The organism is Ruegeria sp. BC1, from assembly GCF_056539305.1.
In genome coordinates this window covers 246,574-265,907 of record NZ_JBQFUT010000003.1, presented here as the reverse complement: position 1 = coordinate 265,907, position 19,334 = coordinate 246,574, and the positions used below count along the sequence as shown (strand labels likewise).

The 19,334-nt window shown below is 55.4% G+C and carries 17 protein-coding genes and 1 pseudogene; 7 read left to right on the top strand and 11 right to left on the bottom strand.

Annotated features, from left to right (window positions below):
- Window positions 1–31: 31 nt before the first annotated feature.
- From ACR0IY_RS09375 to ACR0IY_RS09360, 4 genes are all read left to right on the top strand, one after another.
- Window positions 32–1,279, top strand: coding sequence for an ABC transporter substrate-binding protein (locus tag ACR0IY_RS09375; RefSeq protein WP_480672530.1), 1,248 nt, complete (start codon window positions 32–34; stop codon window positions 1,277–1,279).
- 63 nt (window positions 1,280–1,342) lie between these two features.
- Entirely contained in the window at window positions 1,343–2,251 is a 909-nt protein-coding gene (locus ACR0IY_RS09370) for a carbohydrate ABC transporter permease (protein ID WP_480672528.1), read from the top strand.
- Window positions 2,223–3,068, top strand: coding sequence for a carbohydrate ABC transporter permease (locus ACR0IY_RS09365; RefSeq protein WP_480672785.1), 846 nt, complete (start codon window positions 2,223–2,225; stop codon window positions 3,066–3,068). Before ACR0IY_RS09370 ends, ACR0IY_RS09365 begins: the two co-directional genes overlap by 29 nt.
- Complete coding sequence (locus tag ACR0IY_RS09360) at window positions 3,037–3,444, top strand: carboxypeptidase-like regulatory domain-containing protein (RefSeq protein ID WP_480672526.1); 408 nt, start codon at window positions 3,037–3,039, stop codon at window positions 3,442–3,444. The genes ACR0IY_RS09365 and ACR0IY_RS09360 overlap by 32 nt, the downstream gene beginning before the upstream one ends.
- Window positions 3,445–3,725: 281 nt before the next feature.
- Here the strand turns inward: ACR0IY_RS09360 and ACR0IY_RS09355 are convergent, their stop codons facing one another.
- Window positions 3,726–4,862 carry a mandelate racemase/muconate lactonizing enzyme family protein gene (locus ACR0IY_RS09355; protein ID WP_480672524.1) on the bottom strand — a complete coding sequence of 379 codons (1,137 nt, stop codon included), beginning with the start codon at window positions 4,860–4,862 and terminating at the stop codon, window positions 3,726–3,728.
- Window positions 4,859–5,587, bottom strand: coding sequence for a GntR family transcriptional regulator (locus ACR0IY_RS09350; RefSeq protein ID WP_480672522.1), 729 nt, complete (start codon window positions 5,585–5,587; stop codon window positions 4,859–4,861). The genes ACR0IY_RS09355 and ACR0IY_RS09350 overlap by 4 nt, the downstream gene beginning before the upstream one ends.
- A gap of 431 nt (window positions 5,588–6,018) precedes the next feature.
- Here ACR0IY_RS09350 and ACR0IY_RS09345 point away from each other — a divergent pair, with 431 nt between their 5' ends.
- Entirely contained in the window at window positions 6,019–7,407 is a 1,389-nt protein-coding gene (locus ACR0IY_RS09345; protein WP_480672520.1) for an aldehyde dehydrogenase family protein, read from the top strand.
- A 110-nt stretch (window positions 7,408–7,517) separates the two neighbouring features.
- Here ACR0IY_RS09345 and ACR0IY_RS09340 read toward each other — a convergent pair whose 3' ends face one another.
- A complete protein-coding gene (locus ACR0IY_RS09340) occupies window positions 7,518–8,150 on the bottom strand; it encodes an FMN-binding negative transcriptional regulator (protein ID WP_480672518.1) in 633 nt (210 codons plus the stop codon).
- 68 nt (window positions 8,151–8,218) lie between these two features.
- Window positions 8,219–9,358 carry an NADH:flavin oxidoreductase/NADH oxidase gene (locus tag ACR0IY_RS09335; protein WP_480672516.1) on the bottom strand — a complete coding sequence of 380 codons (1,140 nt, stop codon included), beginning with the start codon at window positions 9,356–9,358 and terminating at the stop codon, window positions 8,219–8,221.
- Between the two features lie 166 nt (window positions 9,359–9,524).
- Between ACR0IY_RS09335 and ACR0IY_RS09330 the strand changes: the two are divergent.
- Window positions 9,525–9,878: pseudogene (locus ACR0IY_RS09330) on the top strand (DDE-type integrase/transposase/recombinase); the annotation flags it as partial.
- A gap of 198 nt (window positions 9,879–10,076) precedes the next feature.
- Here ACR0IY_RS09330 and ACR0IY_RS09325 read toward each other — a convergent pair.
- The 7 genes from ACR0IY_RS09325 to ACR0IY_RS09295 all read right to left on the bottom strand — a co-directional run bounded on the left by ACR0IY_RS09325 (window position 10,077) and on the right by ACR0IY_RS09295 (window position 17,617).
- Window positions 10,077–11,588, bottom strand: a complete 1,512-nt coding sequence (locus ACR0IY_RS09325) for a mannitol dehydrogenase family protein (protein ID WP_480672514.1) — start codon at window positions 11,586–11,588, stop codon at window positions 10,077–10,079.
- A complete protein-coding gene (locus ACR0IY_RS09320) occupies window positions 11,588–12,361 on the bottom strand; it encodes an L-iditol 2-dehydrogenase (RefSeq protein WP_480672512.1) in 774 nt (257 codons plus the stop codon). Before ACR0IY_RS09320 ends, ACR0IY_RS09325 begins: the two co-directional genes overlap by 1 nt.
- Complete coding sequence (locus tag ACR0IY_RS09315; RefSeq protein ID WP_480672510.1) at window positions 12,358–13,362, bottom strand: ABC transporter ATP-binding protein; 1,005 nt, start codon at window positions 13,360–13,362, stop codon at window positions 12,358–12,360. The genes ACR0IY_RS09320 and ACR0IY_RS09315 overlap by 4 nt, the downstream gene beginning before the upstream one ends.
- A 12-nt stretch (window positions 13,363–13,374) precedes the next feature.
- Window positions 13,375–14,205, bottom strand: a complete 831-nt coding sequence (locus ACR0IY_RS09310) for a carbohydrate ABC transporter permease (RefSeq protein ID WP_480672508.1) — start codon at window positions 14,203–14,205, stop codon at window positions 13,375–13,377.
- Window positions 14,206–14,217: 12 nt separating this feature from the next.
- Entirely contained in the window at window positions 14,218–15,084 is an 867-nt protein-coding gene (locus ACR0IY_RS09305) for a carbohydrate ABC transporter permease (protein WP_480672506.1), read from the bottom strand.
- Between the two features lie 107 nt (window positions 15,085–15,191).
- A complete protein-coding gene (locus tag ACR0IY_RS09300) occupies window positions 15,192–16,496 on the bottom strand; it encodes an ABC transporter substrate-binding protein (RefSeq protein ID WP_480672504.1) in 1,305 nt (434 codons plus the stop codon).
- Window positions 16,497–16,591: 95 nt separating this feature from the next.
- A complete protein-coding gene (locus tag ACR0IY_RS09295; RefSeq protein WP_480672502.1) occupies window positions 16,592–17,617 on the bottom strand; it encodes a LacI family DNA-binding transcriptional regulator in 1,026 nt (341 codons plus the stop codon).
- A 108-nt stretch (window positions 17,618–17,725) separates the two neighbouring features.
- Here ACR0IY_RS09295 and xylB point away from each other — a divergent pair, with 108 nt between their 5' ends.
- Complete coding sequence (gene xylB / locus ACR0IY_RS09290; RefSeq protein WP_480672500.1) at window positions 17,726–19,162, top strand: xylulokinase; 1,437 nt, start codon at window positions 17,726–17,728, stop codon at window positions 19,160–19,162.
- The last annotated feature ends 172 nt before the right edge of the window (window positions 19,163–19,334 follow it).

The following is a 19,334-nucleotide window of genomic DNA, read 5'->3' as shown; positions in this document are numbered from 1 at the left end:
GCTCTTTGTGAGCATCAAAAGGAGAAACAAAATGCTAAGACAAATCATGAAAACGATCGGAGCCGCTTCGGTCGCTACGATGGTGCTGACGGCACCGGCGCTCGCCGACGACAAAATAACGGTTCTAACTTGGAATTTGCCGATCTATGGCGAAAAAATCGAGGGTTGGATCGAGGAATTCAACCAAAAGCATCCCGATATCGAAGTCGAGTGGATCGACAAGAAGGGGACGGAATGGGCAACTTTCTTCCAGACCCAGATTGCGGCCGGTACACAGCCGGACGTGGTTAACATCCAGGGGGCATTGTGGTCCGAATATGCCGCAAACGGGCAACTTTTGGATCTGGCGCCCTATCTTGACGCCGATGAAGAGTTTGCCAACCGGTTCGTCGATGGTGCACTGGACCTTTGGAAGACCGATGATGGCAAGACTTACTTGGTGCCGTGGTATTTCAACCGCACGCTGCTTTATCTGAACAAGAAGATGATCGAGGAAGCTGGCATCGAAACGCCGATTGAAAGTTTTGACGATTTGATGGCGGCTGCCGACAAGATGAAGGGCGAAGGCAAGTCTGGCTTCTTGACGACAAATTTCGACTGGCTTTATTGGCCGCTGTTCAAGATGAACGGCGTTGAGATCCTCAACGAGGATATGACCAAGGCCGCATTCAACACGCCGGAAGCCGTCGAGACCCTGACGCAGCTTGCCGAAGCTACAAAGAGCGGCGCGATTAACAACATTTCGTGGACCGGGCGCTGGGTGGAGCCCAACACCGCATTCGGCGCGGGCAATGTTGGCATGTATATGGCACCTAACTCGGCCTTGTTTTGGGCAGCCAGCAAAGCTGACTGGATCAATGAAGAAAGTGTCGAGGTTTATGACGTGCCGGGCGACTGGTGGGCTCCGAACCATCACGGCTGGGGCGTATCCGCTTCATCCAAACATCCGGACGCCGCTGTCGATTTGGTCAAGATCGCGACATCGGACAAATGGCAGGATACCATGTCCAGCACATTCTCGATCCTGACATTGAACAAGAGCGTTGACCCAAAGCTGGTTGAGAAATTCCAGGCCGAGGCGCCGCTGAAGGCACAGGTTTTGGAACTTGCAGGTTCAAAGCTCGACAAAATCACCGGTTACATCAAGTCGCCACTCGAGGCCCGCATCAAAGATGCTTTCTGGACGTCGGTACAACCTGCGCTTCTGGGCCAGGCCGATCCGAGCGAGGCCCTTAGCGCCGCCGAAGCGAAGGTCAACCGTATCCTTTCGCGACCCTGAAACCAGTTTGGGCCCGCATCGTGACTTGGCGCGGGCCCAAACGCCAACGTAGGAGTTTCGATAGTGTCATCGCTGTTCAAAACCAAGAGAAGCCGGGAGCTAGCCTTTGTTTGGGTGTTGCTGCTTCCTGCGCTTGCCATCTATCTCTTCTACCGCGTCATTCCACTGTTGTGGAACATGGTTCTGTCGTTTTCGTTCTGGGCGCCCGGAAAGCCATTCGAGTTTGCCGGCCTGTATCATTACGAAGAGATGCTTTACTTCGACGATTCGTTCTGGGTTGTTTTGAAGAACACGGCAATATTCATGCTGGCAACGCCAATCGCTATCACCATTTCGCTCGGACTTGCGCTGCTTGTCGACCAAAAAATTAAAGGGCGATCACTCTACCGAACTCTAATCTTCTTACCATATCCAATGATGATTGTGGCGGTCGGAATTGTCTGGCGCTGGCTTTACAACGACAACGTAGGGTTGGTGAACTACCTTCTGAGATCTCTAGGTATTATCGATCAACCGGTGGCTTTCCTGGAATCCTACGACTTCGCAATGCTCTCAGTGATGGTTGCAGCGATTTGGCAAATCACCGGGTTTTTCATGATCATCATGCTCACAGGGCTTCAGAACATTCCCACGCACCTGTACGAGGCAGCTATTATCGACGGCGCACGTGCGCATCACCGGTTCTGGCGCATCACGCTGCCCTTACTGCGCCCCTCAATCTTCCTTTGCGTAATCCTTGGGGTCATCGCCTCATTCACGAGCTTCGATCTCATATACACGATGACCGGAGGTGGACCAGGTTTGGCCACTGAACTGTTGATCACGTATATCTACAAGCTCTCTTTTACGCTCAGCCGTTTCGACTATGCCGCTGCGGTCACGGTCGTGATGTTTTTGACTTATCTTTGCCTTGCCATCGTCGCTAATCGGCTTTCGGGTGGTGATGCCGGCAAAGTCGATATTGCGGATTAATCCAATGAGAACATCCCCAAAAATAGTCAGCCATATATTGCTCACACTGGTATCGATCCTGATATTGACGCCGATTTATTGGGTTCTGAAAACCAGTCTGACCGGCGACAATCTTTTTACCTATCCGCCATCCATCCTTCCGGTCGAGCCTAACCTGTTCTACTATGTTGAGGCGTGGTACACGGTCAGCTTCGTCAAGATGTTTTCCAACAGCCTGGTTATCGCAACGCTTGTCGTAATCAGCAATCTATTCCTCAATGCAATGGCCGGATACGCTCTGACCAAGCAGTTTCCGGGTAAGGGCCTCGTTCTTACATTTCTGTTGATGTCGATGATGATTCCGTTTCACGCAACAATCATTCCGGCTTACCTGATGACAGCAAAAATTGGCCTGCTCGACAGCAAACTCGGTATTGCGCTGCCAGCACTCAGCCACATCGTTTGTATTCTGCTGTTCAAGTCCAATTTCGAGGCTGTGCCGTCGTCATTGGTTCAAGCAGCGCGACTGGACGGACTTTCAGAGTGGCAGATTCTGACCAAGATCATGTTGCCGCTCTCAAAACCGGCGGTAGCGACTAATGTCATCCTGTCCTTTATCTGGTCCTGGAACGAGTTCCTGTGGCCGCTTATTGTGGTCCGGAGCCCCGACCAGCAAACGTTGCCTCTTGGCCTCGTGTCATTCTTGGCCTCGTTTGAAGATACGACAGGCTCGCTTTACGCGTTTTGTGTTTTGGTCGTACTCCCCAGTATGCTGGTGTTCCTGCTGGCGCAAAAGGACTTCATCCGTGGACTTACGTCTGGGGCAACAAAAGGCTGATGATATGGAATTGCGTCCGTTAGTTTTGAACCGTTTCGTCATAACACTGACGACTGCCTTAGTGGTTGTTGTGGCGTGGAACATTTATGTTTCGCAGAACAATGAGGGAAAAATACAGGGCCGGGTGGTTGATGCATCCGGGAACGGCATCGCGGGTGCCAACGTTACTCTCTCGCGCGAGACAGTCACATCTGTCGAGGTGGCCGATAAGACAACAACAGATTCCAGTGGCATCTTCACGTTTGATGAACATGGCGAGTACGCCTTGATTCTGATGGCGTCGTCCGGCGACGCCAAATCTGAAAGAATGACCATCCGGCTGTGGTTTCGCAATCAGAACCTTGTCATGGAGGAACCCATTGTGGTCAATCCCTGATATGCGAGTCTTTGAGCGAATATTATTTTCGGCCAGTGTTTAGTGAACGACGGGCAGTGGAGGGCCAGCAAGATTGCAACCACAGGACTGAGAAAGAGTTGCAACTTGCTGCCCTTGCTGATCAGGCTTTTTGATGTCTTGATGCGTTCGAATGGCCGCCGACAAGCTGATTGGGGGGCAAACCGGCCTCTGTTACCTCGGCAGGTTATGTGGCGTTCAGGGCGCATGTCACGCGAAGGCAGAGCCAGAAAGATTGAAACGGCGCTGCCCTTCCGTCTGTTCTAGCAGATCTCGGCATAAAGTGACTGGAACGCCATCAGCTCTTGCGGAATGGTGTCGATACCCAACCCAGGCTTTTCAGAACAGCGCCACAATCCGTCCAACACAGGCTCGCCGTCCTGGTAGAACATTGAGCGAAGCGGGTTGTGATTGACGTCAACCTCTAACAAACCATCGCCACCGGCGCCCGCCAGCAACTCGGCCGAGGCCGCCATGCCGACCCCTGCGCCAAGATAGTGTGGGAAATATCGGCGGCCGTTTGCCAATGCGTTTCTTGCCACCGCAAGATTGCCGGAAACGCCACCCCATTTGGTTACGTCGGGCTGGATGATGGACAAGGCTCCTTCTCTGATCGCGTGATCAAAGTCAGATTTGCCGACAATGTTTTCCCCACCGGCTAACGGAATGGATGTGTGACCAGCGAGGATCTGCCATTCGGCGGCATCACTAAATACCGGAAGCGGTTCCTCTAGCCAGTGCAGAGGCACGCCATCACTGCCGGAAAGGAATTCCTTAGCTTGATCATACGACCAAGCTTGGTTCGCATCGCAAGCGATCAACTCGTTCTCGGCAATTTCCACCGATATCTTGTGCAGCGCCGCAATGTCGGTCTCCATGTTATAGCCGACTTTCAGCTTGAATCTCTTGTGCCCATTGGCGCGCGCGCGCGGCACAACGTCTTCTGCGGCCGTAATCTGGATTCCACTGGCATAGGCCGGGACGCAGTCCGGTGCGGCCCTGCTTATCAATCGGCGAAGGGGCACCCCTTGGCGGCGCGCTGCCATGTCCCAAAAAGCGATATCCAGCCCGGCTACGACTTGCGCGAACGGGCCGATCTCGCCGCATTGTACAGCACGAATCTTCGTTTGATCCTCCAGCAATTGGCTAAACTCAGTCGGCGTTTCAGCCTGCATTTCAAGGACCAATTGCGCCACGTCCATTTCCAGCAGGCGAACGCGATGCTCGGCACCGGCAGAAGGCCAATTGGCCCAGATCTCGCCCCATCCATAGGAACCGTCGCGGTCTTCGAGCCGGACCAGCACCGCCGGTCGGTCGCGCATGATGCCAAAGGATGTTGCGACGGGTGTTTTCGTTGGGTACCGAAATGCCCAGGCCTGAATGCGTGCAATATTGATCATGCGAGGAGGTCCATCTCTAAACAAACAAAGTCGCTGCGATAGGTCACATCAGCCAGATAGATCACGCGATCCTGACCGTCGCAGATGACGCGTCGGACGTCGACCACGGGGTCGCCGACTGCAAGCCCCAGCAGGCCCGCCGTGTCATAATCGCATTTGCTGATGGTCAGCGACTGCCGGGCACGAGCGACTTCGATGTCATCAGAATCGACCAACAGCGGCAAGGCAAGGCGTGTTCTGAACTCGGCTTCGTAACGCGCAAAGAGTTCTTTTTCCAGGTAGATCGAAATAACGCAATACGTCTCGCCCTCGCGTGTATGGGTTCGCCGCAACAGATGATAACCACCTTGAGACAAAGTACCGATAATCGGCACGCCCGGCACATCGGATTCGCAATCTTCCAAGAGTACGTCGGACGGCTTATCGCCACGATTTAGGTCAACCACACTGGAAAGGCGCGTACCCAAATGCAGCCGGTCGCGGGCAGGGGGGCGGGGAAGTACCTTTGTTCCACGTCCACGCCGCGATTCCAGCAAGCCCTCTTCTTCCAGTATCTTGACGGCTTGTCGCACAGTGATCTTAGCAACTGAGTACTTCGCCGATAGATCTGAAATTGTTGGTAATAATTCACCTGGTTTCCAAGCGCGCCGATCCAAATCCTGCCTCAGGATTTCAGCGATTTGAAGGTATAGCGGGGATCGGCTCTGACGAAGGGTGTCGGTCATTGACGTTTGATTCCAATTAATTCTAAAGTTCTACTTATAGAATTTTTATTTGCCCCGCTAGGACATTTCAATTATTCCCAGAATAAGAACTTTTGGAGCGGAGCGTGACGGACTTTAACGGCATCATCGTCTGGTCCGGTATCAGTGGACAGGCATTGAATTGTCATTGGATTCATATGTCGGGCGGGCCAAGATCTGGCCCAGGGCTGATTTACATTTACAGGCCGACCACGAGATTTGACGACTTGGCAGAGCCTACTACTGAAGGCCGATCATCCAACGATGCGCTGCGACTATTGAAAAAATCGTCGGATGTTTTGCTTTTCCGAAAAGGGCTTTGGCCGATACCCACGCACCCACCGCCATAGTCGCAATAGTAGCTTCCGCCATGATCCGCGCCGACGTTACTGGCTCAAAACAGGAATCCGCTCATGCCCATTGAAATCCGCAACCCCGCCGCTCCTAACGAGATCGTTGCAACCTATGAAGCAACGTCGATAGATGCGTTAGACGATTGCGTCGCGCGAGCACGCCGATCTCAAATTGCCTGGGCTGAATTACCACAGCCCGAGCGCGGCGTGCTTGTCGGCAAGTTTGTCGATGCTTTGCAGATGCGCGCCGACGAAATCGCCCAGTCAATCACCAAGGAAATGGGCAAACCCTTGGTCGAAGCGCGTGGCGAGGTCGAGAAGGCAATCGGCGAAGCGCGCGCTTGCATCGGACGCGCAGGCGCGCCGATTGGCGAGGTTCTTCCGTCACAAGTCTCTGGCACTGTGGTCTATTCGACCCGTCGCCCAAGAGGTGTGATACTTGGCATCAATCCATGGAATTTTCCGTTCAGCACACCGATGCGCAAAGCTATTCCGGCGCTTTTGTACGGCAATGCGATCCTTCTCAAACCGGCGTCCCTTACCCCAGGCGCGATTGCTTTGATGGCCGAAATTGCCATCGAGATTTTTCCGCCGCACCTTGTTCAAGCCATAATAGGCGGCGGTGAATTGGGGCAGACCCTGTCTGAACACACAGGCATCGATGCGGTCAGCTTCACTGGCTCGGTCGAGATCGGCAAACGTGTTGCAGCGGCGGCGGCAGGGCATCTGGCAGAGGTCTCGTTAGAGCTTGGGGGAAAGAACCCCGCAATCCTGAATGACGCCAGCGCTCTGGACGCGGCCCTTGATCAAATTTCCGCTGCGGCGTTTTCCGTTTGCGGACAACGTTGTACCGCCGTCAGCCGGGTTATCGTAAACCGAGCAATTGAAAAAGAGGTTGTGGCAGGCCTGGTTGCACGAGTGGAAGCGATCCAACCGATGGACGGCATGGCGAAAGGCGCAAGGTTTGGACCGCTTTCCAGTGCGAAACAGCTTCGCGACGTCGATGCCTTTGTCTCCCGCGCCGAGGCCGAGGGTGCAATTGTGTCGGCGGGCGGAAAGAAGATTGCAACGGCGGCAGGCGGGCATTTCTTCGCACCAACCGTTCTCTCCGGCGTCACCCGGGATATGGAAATTGCTCGCGAAGAAGTCTTTGGACCGGTCCTCTCTGTGATCGGCTATGATACGATTGACGAGGCTATGAGCATCGCCAATGACGTGGCCTTTGGTTTGTCGTCTTGCCTTTTTTCAGAACGTACCGATGTGGTCGAAAAATTTGTTGCGGAAAGCGAAAGCGGCATGATTCATGTCAATGCCGGAAGCTTCCCTGAGAACCACGCACCTTTTGTTGGGATAAAGGACAGCGCCATGGGTGTTGGCGGCTCGAATGGGCCTTCGACAATCCAGTTTTATACGACAGAGCACACGGTTTATCGTCGGGCAACGGTCTAACCCTTTGTCTGAGTTCAGCACCACCCGGGTAGATACAGGGGTTTGGACACGGCACCGGCATCTCAGTTCTACCTATTTCGCGAATTGGCCGCAAAAACCGATACGAGGAGTCAGGCGAAATCATCTCGTAAGGCAGCTGCAAGCTGACCACCCGCCTCGCTCGATTCTGCCAGCCCACGGGCAGCACCGCGGCGGTCAGCTTCCGGCATATTCTGATTGATTTTCCATGTGCCTTCCAGATGCTCAACGGTTAGCCTAAACCCGACAATGCCCCTCATGAGCGCCGCAGTGAACTTTTCAGGCGCGTCCGAAACCTCCCAAGGGTCTTCCATTCGGGCTTCGTTCTGACGTGTCAGGTCATTGAGGTGGCGCAACATCCAATTCGGATCGGTAACCGCCTCAAGGTGGCCGCGGGCATGAACAACAACATAACTCCACGTCGGGACAACCTTTTCGTCCACTTGTTTGGATGGAAGCCAGGAAGGCGAAACATAGGCTTGCGGTCCCAAAAAGATAACGGTTGTGTGCTGATCGTTCAGCGCCTTCCAATGTGGGTTGGCTCGGGCAACATGTGCCTCGATGATAATCTTGTCTTGCTCGTCCCGATGATGCACGAAGGTAGGAACGTGCGAGATTTCCAGGCCGTTTTCCGCCTGCGTAATGAAGGTGCCAAACTGAATGTCTCGCATTGCTGCAACCAAAACTTCTACCCGTTCCTCGGTAAAATGAGATGGGCTGTACATGAGAACTCCTGAAAAACCAGATTGGCAGCGAGCCATGGTACATTGTGGTCAATCGACCGGTTCGAAGGCTACTTCTGCAGTCCAAGCTTGGTCAATAACCGCTTGCGTTTCATCAGCCACCACCCGAACTCTGGGGGCCACATGTCGTGATTGTCATCAAGCCCTAGCGCGCTGGCGGCATGAAGCGGCCAGTTCGGATCATCCAGGAGTTCTCTGGCAAGGGCCACGAAATCCGCCTGTTGCGACCGGATGATATCGTCGCAGGCACGCGCATCTCGCAGAAGCCCGACCGCCATCGTCGGAATATCTGCTTCCCGCCGTACCCGCTCTGCAAACTGAACCTGATAGCCGTCTTCGATTATCATTCGGCGTGGTCGTTCCGTACCGCCGATGCCACCGGTGGAGCAATCAATTATATCTACGCCCGCGGATTTCAGGGCTTTGGCCGTTTCTACAGTGTCTTCAACTTCCAGACCTCCCGGCAACCAATCGGTAGCCGACAGCCGATAGGCTAGCGGATAGTCTTCCGGCCAGTTCTTGCGAATGGAACGCGCAACTTCGATGGCAAATCGGCGGCGGTTCTCGGCAGAACCGCCCCATTCATCCTGGCGTCGATTGCTGATGGGTGAAAGGAATTGATGCAACAGGAACCCGTGTGCGGCGTAAACTTCGATTATTTTGATTCCGGCCTCGTATGCCCGGCGCGCCGCCTGGCCGAAATCAGAAATCACCTGTTTGATTTCAGCCGCTGTCATCTCGTGCGGGATTGGCCACCCATCGGCGAATGGAATGGCAGATGGCCCAATTGTAGCCCAGGGCTTTTCTCCCCGCTCAGACAAATCCTCATCGTCAAGCGGTGAATCGCCATGCCATGGTCGTCGTTCCGACGCCTTGCGCCCGGCATGTGACAGCTGAATACCGGGCACCGAACCTTCCTGTTCAAGGAATGCAGCAATCGGCAACAACCCCTCAACATGCGCATCATCCCACAGCCCCAGATCGCCCAACGTTCGCAGGCCCCGTCGTTCCACGGACGTGGCCTCGATATAAACCAGCCCCGCGCCACCCATCGCAAATCGTCCAAGATGCACGAGATGCCAGGCGTTAGCATGCCCGTCCAAAGCCCGGTATTGGCTCATAGGAGAAACTGCGATCCTGTTCTTGAATTGCACTCCTCTGAGTTGGCAGGGGGAAAAGAGGAGTGACATGTGCGTGTGCTTTCGAAGTTATTGTATGCTTCGGCCGCAGCCTGCACGACCGAAGAAATTTTGACAGCGAGCTAAGCCAGGGCACTATAAGTTTGGAAAGGTAAGGTCCGCTTTCAGGAGAAATCAACAGTTACGTCACGACGCAGCATCCGTCAGTTCGAGCGCACTGCTGTCTGAGCGCAGGAACGGTCCAGCGGCAACCAGGTTCTTTGCGAAAGCACTGACGTCCAACAGGATCCCCAACAAGATCGTAATAGACAAGAGTGGTGCCAACACAGCTGGAATTCGGGAAGTGAACAGGATCCTCAGGCGGTTTGGCAGCCAAGCCAAAGTGCAGACAATCAGGTCCAAATACCTTAACAACATCGTGGAACAGGATCACAGGTTTATCAAACGCCGCGTACGACCCATGTGCGGGTTCAAGTCATTCACATCCGGGTCCGCGACGTTGGAAGGTATAGAAGTAGCCAACATGATCCGAAAACACCAATTTCCAACCGCGACAGTTTCTGGACTTTGAATGTTTGCGGAGACCGCAAGATAAGTGTGCCCAGTTAGACCTTGGCTTTGGTCACTTTGAAAGTTTGCGAAACAACCGAAGCGGATCTTCGTTGAATGTGCTTTCATAGAGGCCCAAGTAACATACGTCGGCGCAATATTTCTGATCATCGCAAGACGAAAACTATTTCTGAAACTGACCCTGATTAGCGGTGGGAGTTCAGTGTGACTTCAAATCCAGCGCGACATATTCTGCTATGGCTGCCCGACCACCACTTTGCCAGATCGCGTTCATCCACCTGGTGAAGGCTTCGGAAAACTGTTTGCTGATGCTAAATGAACCATAATACTGGCGTTGGTTTAGCCAATGTTCCGGATCGGCTTTGGATGCCAGTGCCGCATTCTTTAGGTTGTCCCAATGCGGGTCGTTTGGGGCGATTTCGGTGCCATCTTCACGAATGCCAGTGCACATCCTGCACCAAAACGCTTCGGCCAGTGCCAGCCCATGTAAGGAAGACCCGGTTGCAATCGCATCACGCAAAGATGGCAGCAGAAAAACCGGATGTCGGGAAGATCCGTCAAACGCGACCCGGCGAGTAGTGTCGTGAACTGCACAATTGGAAAATCGCTTTTTTACCAACTCAAGATATTCCTTGCCCGTCGTCCCGGGCGCGGCTTGGATATGAGGTAGAATTTCTTCCGATTGAACTTTCTCAAAAAAAGCCTGGATATCCGGGTCCTGCATGCAGTCTGAAATCGTCGGTATGTTCATAATTTCCCCGGCATTTGCGAGCAGCTGGTGGCCGCCGTTCAAAATCCGCAGTTTCATGATCTCATAGCTGTGAACATCATGAGTGAGCGTTACACCAACTTGTTCCAAAGGTGGCCGACCCGCACAAAAGTCATCTTCGATCACCCATTGGCGAAAATTCTCGTGCGAGACCGGAGCGCGGTCGTCGACGCCAAGCGCGAGGCATTGCGACACCACTTGGTCCGTCGTCGCCGGTACGATGCAATCCACCATCGAATTCGGGAATGCGCCGGTGTCATCAATCCAGTTGGCCAGATCAGGGTCGGACATGCGTGCCAGACCAACTACACAGTCGCGCAGGATCCTGCCGTTGTCCTGAAGGTTGTCGCAGCTGAGCGCAGTAAAGGGTTTTAGGCCGTTCGCTCGACGCTGCTTTAGTGCCGCGACAATGGACCCAAAGGCCGTGCGGGGCTGGTTCGGGTTCCTCGCATCATGACGAATATCTTCGTGATCGGCGTCGAACGCTCCGGTGTTTGCGTCCAGAAAATACCCGCCTTCTGTTACTGTCAGCGACACAATCCGGATCGATGGGTCGGCCATCTTGCGGATCAAGGCGGGGTTGCCCTCGTCAATCGGCAGGTAGTCGATCATCGGGCCAATCACCTCGGCGGATATTCCTTGCGGGTCGAGTTCGATCAAGGTGGTCAGGCAGTCTTGTGCAAGCAACTTCTCTCGCATCACGACATCATAATTTCGCACGCCGGCCCCTATGATTGCCCAGTCATTGGCCAGACCCTGCTGCATCATCTGGTGGATGTACCACGCCTGATGGGCACGGTGGAAATTGCCCAGACCAATATGAACAATACCGGGGCGCAGATCGTTGCGCCGGTATTTCGGAATGCCAACACCAACAGGCAAGTCTGAGAGGCTGTCGCTGTTCAGCTGAATCGGGGGATTTGCGTTCGCCAGTGGAGTCATCAGCTCATCCAGTTTCCGCCATCGACGTTATAGGTTTGCGCGACGATGTACTCGGCCTCGTCCGAGGCCAGAAACACAGCCATGCCGGTCAGGTCTTCGGCACGTCCCATCCGGCCGTAAGGGACGGCCGCCGCCACTTCGCGCTTTTTCTGGCCAGTGGGTTTGCCTTCGTGCTTTGCAAAAAACGCATCCACACCGTCCCAGTGTTCGCCATCGACAACACCAGGGGCAATGGCGTTCACGTTGATCCCATGGGAGATGAGGTTCAGACCCGCCGATTGGGTCAGAGATATGATCGCGGCCTTGCTCGCACAGTACACGGCGACCAAAGGCTCACCCCTGCGCCCAGCTTGAGACGCCATGTTGATGATCCGGCCCTTGGTTCCGTGTTCGATCATGTGGCGCGCGACGGCCTGAATCGTAAACAGTGTGCCCGCAACGTTGATGTCGAAGACGCGGTTGTAATCTTCGCGCTCGATATCGACGATTGGGGCAGCGGTGAAGATGGCGGCGTTGTTGATCAGTATGTCGACGGGGCCGAAATGGGCGGCCGTTTGTGAAACGGCTGCGTCAATGCTGCGCTGGTTGGTCACGTCCATCTCAACGGCCACGGCGGCGTCACCGATTTCGTTCGCGGCCTTTTGCGCCCGAGGGCCGTCAATGTCTGCAATTGCGACGCGCGCGCCTTCGGCGACGTAAGCCTTGGCAAAGGCTAATCCTATGCCACGCGCGGCCCCGGTGATCAGGGCGGTTTTGCCTGCCAGGCGGTTCATTCGATCCGTAGCCCCTGCGCGTTAAAGCGGTGGATCACATCTGCCCGTGGGGTCAGGTGGATGCGGTCGCCGTGGCGAAACCCGACCTCGCCATCTGCCCGGACGGTGATCGTTTCTGCCAGACCAGTTTCATGGATATGAAAGAACGTGTCTGACCCAAGATGCTCCGATACGCCGACAACACCGGACCATGTGCCCTCGCTTTCCGAAACAGCAATATGTTCGGGACGTATCCCGATCGTATGCGCGCCGTGTTTCGCGGCCTCTTCGCCTTCGATGAAGTTCATCTTGGGCGATCCGATAAAGCCCGCAACAAACAGGTTGCGCGGGGTCCGGTAAAGCTCCAGCGGAGAGCCGACCTGTTCGATCACCCCGGCCTGAAGGACAACGATCTTGTCTGCCATGGTCATGGCCTCGACCTGATCGTGAGTCACATAAATCATTGTCGTGGCGAGGCGTTCATGCAGTTCGCTGATCTCTAAACGCATTCCAACGCGCAACGCGGCATCGAGGTTCGATAGAGGTTCGTCGAACAGAAACGCCGCTGGCTCCCGCACGATCGCACGCCCAATAGCGACCCGCTGACGCTGACCGCCGGACAACTGCCCGGGACGGCGATCCAGATAGTCGCTCAGGTTCAGCACGCTCGCCGCGCCTTCGACGCGTTTGTCGATCTCGGCTTGGTCCAGCTTCGCCATGCGCAACGGAAAGGCGATGTTCTTGCGAACGGTCATATGCGGGTAAAGAGCATAAGACTGGAAAACCATCGCCAGACCGCGCTTGGCAGGTGGCACATCGGTGGCATCCGACCCGTCAATGTCGATGGAGCCCGAAGTGATATCCTCCAACCCAGCGATCAGGCGCAGCAGGGTGGATTTACCGCAGCCCGAGGGGCCGACGAAGACCGTGAATTCGCCATCTTCGATGGTTAGGTCCAGCGGGGGAATGACCTGCACGTCGCCGAAGCTTTTGGTCACGGACTTGAGTTGAATGCGTCCCATAAGATGTCTTCCTTATTTCACAGCGCCGAAGGTCAGGCCGCGGACAAGTTGTTTCTGGCTGAACCAGCCAAGGATCAGGATCGGTGCAATCGCCATGGTCGAGGCCGCGCTGAGCTTGGCAAAGAACAGGCCTTCCGGGCTGGAATAGCTGGCGATGAAGGCCGTGAGCGGGGCTGCGTCGACGGCGGTCAGGTTGAGCGTCCAGAACGCCTCGTTCCAGGCTAGGATGAAGTTCAGCAGCACGGTCGAGGCGATGCCCGGAATGGCCATAGGGGTCAGGACATAGAGGATTTCCTCTTTCAACGTTGCGCCGTCCATTCGCGCGGCTTCCAGAATCTCCCCCGGAATTTCGCGGAAATAGGTGTAAAGCATCCAAACGATGATCGGCAGGTTGATCAGCATCAGCACCACGACCAGCCCCCCACGCGTGTCTAGCAGACCCAACCGAATGAACAGCAGGTAGATCGGGTAGAGCACGCCAACCGCAGGCAGCATCTTGGTCGACAGCATCCACAGCAGGATGTCTTTGGTACGTTTCGAGGGTACAAAGGCCATCGCCCACGCGGCGGGCACTGCAATGATTACCCCCAGAATGGTCGAGCCACCTGCGATGATGACTGAATTCCAAAGGAAGCGCATGTAGTCCGAACGTTCCTGCACGATGGCATAGTTCTCCAGCGTCCAATCGAAGTTCAGGAACAGGGGCGGGCTAGCGATTGCCTGCGCTTCGGTCTTGAAGCTGGTCAAGACAGTCCAGAGGATCGGAAAGAAGATCAGCAGACCTATACCCCAGGCAATGGCGGTGTTCAGTGTTTTGCGTTGTGTTGTGACGGCGCGGGCCATGGTGTTCCCTCCTCACGCGTCCAGGTTTTTGCCGACGATGCGCATCAGGAAAATGGCAACGATATTGGCAAGGATGATGGCGTAGACGCCTCCGGCTGATCCGAGGCCAACGTTCTGGCTTTCCAGCACGCGCTGGAAGATCAGGTAGGTGAGGGTGCGGGTGCCGAATGCGCCGCCGGTGGTCACGAAGATCTCGGCGAAGATCGACAACAAGAAGATCGTCTGGATCAGGATCACGATGGTAATTGCACGGCTCAGATGCGGCAGGATGATGTGGTAAAAGCGTTTCATAACCGGAGCGCCGTCCATTTCGGCCGCTTCAAGCTGTTCACTGTCCAGCGACTGGATTGCGGTCAGCAGGATCAGCGTTGCAAAGGGCAGCCATTGCCACGAGACAATCATGATGATCGAGGTCATCGACGCCTCGGACAGCCATGAGATCGGCTCGGCCCCGAAAAAGCGCCACAAATGCGCCAGCAGTCCGTTGACCGGGTCCATGAACATGTTCTTCCAGACCAGCGCCGATACCGTGGGCATCACAAAGAAGGGTGCGATCACCAGGATTCGGACGACGCCTTGGCCCCACATGGGTTGATCCAGCAGCATGGCCAGAAGGATGCCCAAAACAACGGTGATCACCAGAACTCCGCCTACGATCACCAAAGTTGCCTGAACCGCTGGCCAGAAGGAACTGGACGAGACGAACCGGACGTAGTTGTCGAACCCGACCCAGCCCAGATCACCGCCCCGCAGAGGCAGGTACTTCTTGAAGGAAAAGTACAGCGTCATCGTCAGCGGCACGAGCATCCAGCCAAGCAGCAGGACCACTGCGGGTGCCATCATCAGGCGCGCGACGGATCGGGAATGTTGAGTTGCCATAACGCAAACCCTCTCTGTTCAGGCGTAACCCAGCCTGCGAGAAAAACGCGAATTGTGGAAGGGAAAGGCGGGGGGGCAGACCTCTGCCCACCCGCGGGGAGAAGCCTTTAGTACCCTGCGGCTTCCATTTCTTCGGCTGTGAAGGCCTGTGCTTTTTCCAGCGCTTCTTCCACTGTTTGCTGCCCGGCGTAGACTGCCGAGAACTCTTGGCTCACCTGCGTGGCGATGCCTGCGAATTCCGGGATCGCAACAAATTGGATGCCAACATAGGGCGTCGGTTGCGCACAGCAGTTATCTGGGTCGGCTGCGAGGATCGAGTCCAGCGTCTTCTGTGCGAACGGAACCTTCTGGTATTCGGGATTCTCATACAGCGAGGTCCGCGCACCAGGGGGCACATTGGCCCAGCCTTCGTTCTCGGCCACCAGTTCGATGTACTCTTTGGACGTAGCCCATTCGATGAACTGCTTGGCGGCATCCTCTTGCTGCGTGCCCGCTGGAATTGCCAGCGCCCATGCCCAAAGCCAGTTTGCCCGCTTGTCGACACCTTCCGAATTCGGAGCCAGCGCAAAGCCAACCTGGTCGGCTACGGTCGAGTCATCAGGGTTTGTCACGAAGGACGCCGCAACTGTCGCGTCGATCCACATGCCGCACTTGCCCTGCTGGAACAGCGACAGGTTTTCGTTGAAGCCGTTGGTGGCGTAACCCGCCGGGCCGGATTCATTCATCATATCGACAAAGAAAGTCAGCGCTTCTTTCCACTGGGGCTGATCGAATTGAGGTTTCCATTCCTCGTCGAACCAGCGCGCGCCAAAGGAATTCCCGGTCACCGTGATGAAGGCACCGCCCTCGCCCCAGCCGGCCTTGCCGCGCAGGCAGATGCCGTTGATGTCATTGTCGCGATCCGTCATTGCGGCCGCCGCTTCACGGATAAATTGCCAGGTCGGCGCGTCGGGCATCTCCAGACCGGCTTTTTCCATCAGGTCGGTGCGATACATCACCATTGAGCTTTCGCCATAGAACGGCGCGGCGTACAGCGTGCCGTCATTGCTCAGGCCGTTGCGCATCGCGGGCAGGATGTCGTCCACGTCATATTCGGCGGACATCCCTTCCAGCGGCACCAGCCAGCCATTTGCACCCCAGATCGGCGTTTCGTACATGCCGATGGTCATGATATCGAACTGACCACCTTTGGTGGTGATGTCGGTGGTCACGCGCTGACGCAGCACGTTTTCTTCCAGCGTCACCCATTCGACGTCGATGCCGGTCGCTTCGGTGAATTTGTCGGTATAGCCCTGCATCCGGATCATGTCGCCGTTGTTCACTGTGGCGATCGTGATGGATTCCGCTTGGGCTGCGGCCGTTGCGACGAATGTTAGTGCTGTCGCCGCACGAAGTGCGTGTTTCAAATACATCCTTGTCCTCCCTGAGCTTGGATGCTGTGCAGAGAGCGTAGTTCGTAAATTATCGCGCCGTCAATAAAAACTTTACGCGCGTTAAAAATAGATAATCAGGCAGACTCCCTTAGAACAAGCCTTGCCGAAAATAAAGTTTCCGTTCGTGTGTCGAATTTTCCCCCACTTTCAATAAGTTCGAACAAGGTTTCCGCGCTACGGCTGGCCACGTTGTCATAGTCATGCGCTGCCGTGGTCAAAGAGGGGCACGTAAATTTTGCAAACGGGTGGTCGTCATTTGAGGCCACGCGCAGCGTGCAATCTTCTTTCCGGCCAACCCGAATCCCCTGTTCGAAACAGGCCGCAAGAAAGCCAATGGCAAGACGGTCATTGCTGCACAGCACCGAGTCCGTACGCAACGCGCGTTCCTCCAGAGTTTTCAGAGCGCCCTTGTGGCCGATCTCTTCAAACGCCCAGCCCTTGCCGTCGACTTTGATGATGTGAGGCTCAAACCCAAGCCGCTCCATCACGTCAACATAGGCCTTCCGTCTCTTGTTGGCGTTCGGGTTTGCCGGAGTGCGCATTTCAAAAAACGAAGGCGGCTCGCCGGTCCGGGTCATGTATTCCACGGTCTGCGACACAAAGCTAAAATTGTCCGACCCGATAAAGGCTGCCCCCAGGCCATCCAAGTTACTGTCAAACAAAACGGTCGGCACATTGGTACAGAATTTCTCGATCGCTGATCGGTCAGAAATCCGCCCCAGTGGTGCTAGAAGAACTCCGGCGGGTTTCAGTGCTTGCAAGCCGTCCAGAATCTCGTTTTCCAGTTTTTGTTCGCCGTGAGAGCTGAACAGGGAGGGGCGGTATCCCGCAGCTATACAGCTTTGCTCAAGATAGCGCGCGATTTCGGCAAAGAACGGATCTGCCAGATAGGGTACGACGATACCGATATTCTTGGTCAGCTTCCGGTTCTGGTTCACGGCGTAGATATTCGGGCGATAGTCGAACTTCTCCAGCGCCTCTTCGATGCGGGCACGGGTCGTTGGGCGCACGCTGTCGGGGTCGTGGAAGTATTTTGACACCGTGGGTCGCGAGATACCGCTGAGGGTTGCGAATTCTTCCATGTTCTTAATTTTGGTCATGCCAGTCTGCCTGCGGAACTTAGCCGCCTTGATCTTATCATCGTTTTACATATTCTTTTCGCGCGCAAAAAAATCAATAGCCATGCATAAGTCAGGCAAGGGGTTTGAATGTATCTCGGGATCGATATCGGAACGTCAGCAGTCAAGCTTGTCTGTGCGGATACTGATCGAATTCTCGCGTCTTCTTCCGTTGCGATCCAAACGTCCTCGCCGCAGTCAGGTTGGTCGGAACAACACCCGGATCTCTGGTGGAAGGCTACGTGCGATGCGTTGAACCAGCTCGCCGGGCAAATCGCGCTGTCAGAGGTCAAGGCCATCGGGTTGTCCGGCCAAATGCACGGTGCTGTTTTATTGGACCGCGATCTTCGCCCGATCCGTCCGGCAATTCTGTGGAATGACAGCAGGGCGGTACGGGAGTGTGATGAACTGCGTGTTGCACAGCCGCAGATTGGCCTCATCGCGGGTGTTCTTCCATTGCCGGGATTTACTGCGCCCAAGATTGCCTGGCTGAAAAAGCATGAACCGGCCGCTTATGCCCGGCTTTGCCATATCCTGCTGCCCAAAGACTATATCGGCTTATGCCTGCATGGAGAGTTGGCAACCGACACGTCAGATGCCGCAGGGACATTGTGGCTGGATCAGGCATCGCGCAATTGGCATGCCGGAGTTGCCCAAGCTTCTGGTGTCGCGACCGGCTGGTTGCCGCACGTGTTCGACGGCCACGCAGTCGTTGGAGGTGTGACGATGCAAGCCGCTACCGAGACCGGGTTGAAGCCCGGCGTGCCCGTCGTTGCCGGAGGAGGAGATGCAGCAACCGGAGCGGTGTCTTTGGGTGCCACCGAACCGGGGCGGGGCTTTATCTCTCTGGGGACGTCCGGCCAGTTGTTCGTGGCGGATCGGGTCTATAAGCCCAACCCAGAACGATATGTGCACGCATTTGCCCACACGCTGCCCGACCGCTGGTATCAAATGGCGGCGATGCTGAACGGTGCACGGCCTATTTCTTGGATTGGAGGTCAGCTGGGGCTGTCGGCTGCCGAAGTTGTTGCTCTTGCCGAGACGGTCAACGGTGATCGCGTTCCGATTTTCTTGCCGTATTTGACGGGCGAACGCAGCCCTCTTGGAGATCCTCATATCCGGGCCTGTTTCTTTGGTCTCGACGATGCCACGACGCGTGCGGATATCTGTCGTTCAGTGATCGAGGCAATTGCCTTCTGCTTTGCCGATGCCGCGCAGAGTTTCGGTGACACGATAGACAGTTTGCCGGAACTGGCAGCCATCGGTGGAGGCAGCCGTTCAGACTTTTTGCTGGAACTGATTGCGACGGTAACTGGGAAACCGATTGTGCGCTCGAAAGGTGCGGATTCCGGTCCAGCCTTTGGCGCGGCCCGATTGGCGGCCCGGGGTGACGGTGCTTTGAGTAAAGACGACCTAGCACTTCAACCGCCGACAACCAATCGGTTCGAGCCCGCTGACATGGTAGCATTGCCCGAAAGATTGTTGCGGTTTCGCAGGCTTTACACTGCAGTCAGTACGGTCGATTAGCTGCCTTCTCGTCGAAGGCAGACGTCACACAACGATGATTTGCGGCGAGAAGCCTAGCATGATCGCATGAAGTCTGGAATTTCGTCCAAATCTTCGACTGCCGCGTCGCGTGACAATATCCGCTTTGGCGTATGCCGCGTTGACCGAACACAATCCAAACTGATTCAAAACG

Excerpts from the sequence above, each read along its gene's own strand:
- xylB (WP_480672500.1), top strand. The coding sequence starts at position 17,726 with ATGTATCTCGGGATCGATATCGGAACGTCAGCAGTCAAGCTTGTCTGT.
- ACR0IY_RS09355 (WP_480672524.1), bottom strand. The coding sequence starts at position 4,862 with ATGATCAATATTGCACGCATTCAGGCCTGGGCATTTCGGTACCCAACG.
- ACR0IY_RS09295 (WP_480672502.1), bottom strand. The coding sequence starts at position 17,617 with ATGACCAAAATTAAGAACATGGAAGAATTCGCAACCCTCAGCGGTATC.
- ACR0IY_RS09325 (WP_480672514.1), bottom strand. The coding sequence starts at position 11,588 with ATGACTCCACTGGCGAACGCAAATCCCCCGATTCAGCTGAACAGCGAC.
- ACR0IY_RS09350 (WP_480672522.1), bottom strand. The coding sequence starts at position 5,587 with ATGACCGACACCCTTCGTCAGAGCCGATCCCCGCTATACCTTCAAATC.
- ACR0IY_RS09320 (WP_480672512.1), bottom strand. The coding sequence starts at position 12,361 with ATGAACCGCCTGGCAGGCAAAACCGCCCTGATCACCGGGGCCGCGCGT.
- ACR0IY_RS09345 (WP_480672520.1), top strand. The coding sequence starts at position 6,019 with ATGCCCATTGAAATCCGCAACCCCGCCGCTCCTAACGAGATCGTTGCA.
- ACR0IY_RS09335 (WP_480672516.1), bottom strand. The coding sequence starts at position 9,358 with ATGTCACTCCTCTTTTCCCCCTGCCAACTCAGAGGAGTGCAATTCAAG.
- ACR0IY_RS09305 (WP_480672506.1), bottom strand. The coding sequence starts at position 15,084 with ATGGCAACTCAACATTCCCGATCCGTCGCGCGCCTGATGATGGCACCC.
- ACR0IY_RS09300 (WP_480672504.1), bottom strand. The coding sequence starts at position 16,496 with ATGTATTTGAAACACGCACTTCGTGCGGCGACAGCACTAACATTCGTC.
- ACR0IY_RS09365 (WP_480672785.1), top strand. The coding sequence starts at position 2,223 with ATGCCGGCAAAGTCGATATTGCGGATTAATCCAATGAGAACATCCCCA.
- ACR0IY_RS09315 (WP_480672510.1), bottom strand. The coding sequence starts at position 13,362 with ATGGGACGCATTCAACTCAAGTCCGTGACCAAAAGCTTCGGCGACGTG.
- ACR0IY_RS09375 (WP_480672530.1), top strand. The coding sequence starts at position 32 with ATGCTAAGACAAATCATGAAAACGATCGGAGCCGCTTCGGTCGCTACG.
- ACR0IY_RS09310 (WP_480672508.1), bottom strand. The coding sequence starts at position 14,205 with ATGGCCCGCGCCGTCACAACACAACGCAAAACACTGAACACCGCCATT.
- ACR0IY_RS09340 (WP_480672518.1), bottom strand. The coding sequence starts at position 8,150 with ATGTACAGCCCATCTCATTTTACCGAGGAACGGGTAGAAGTTTTGGTT.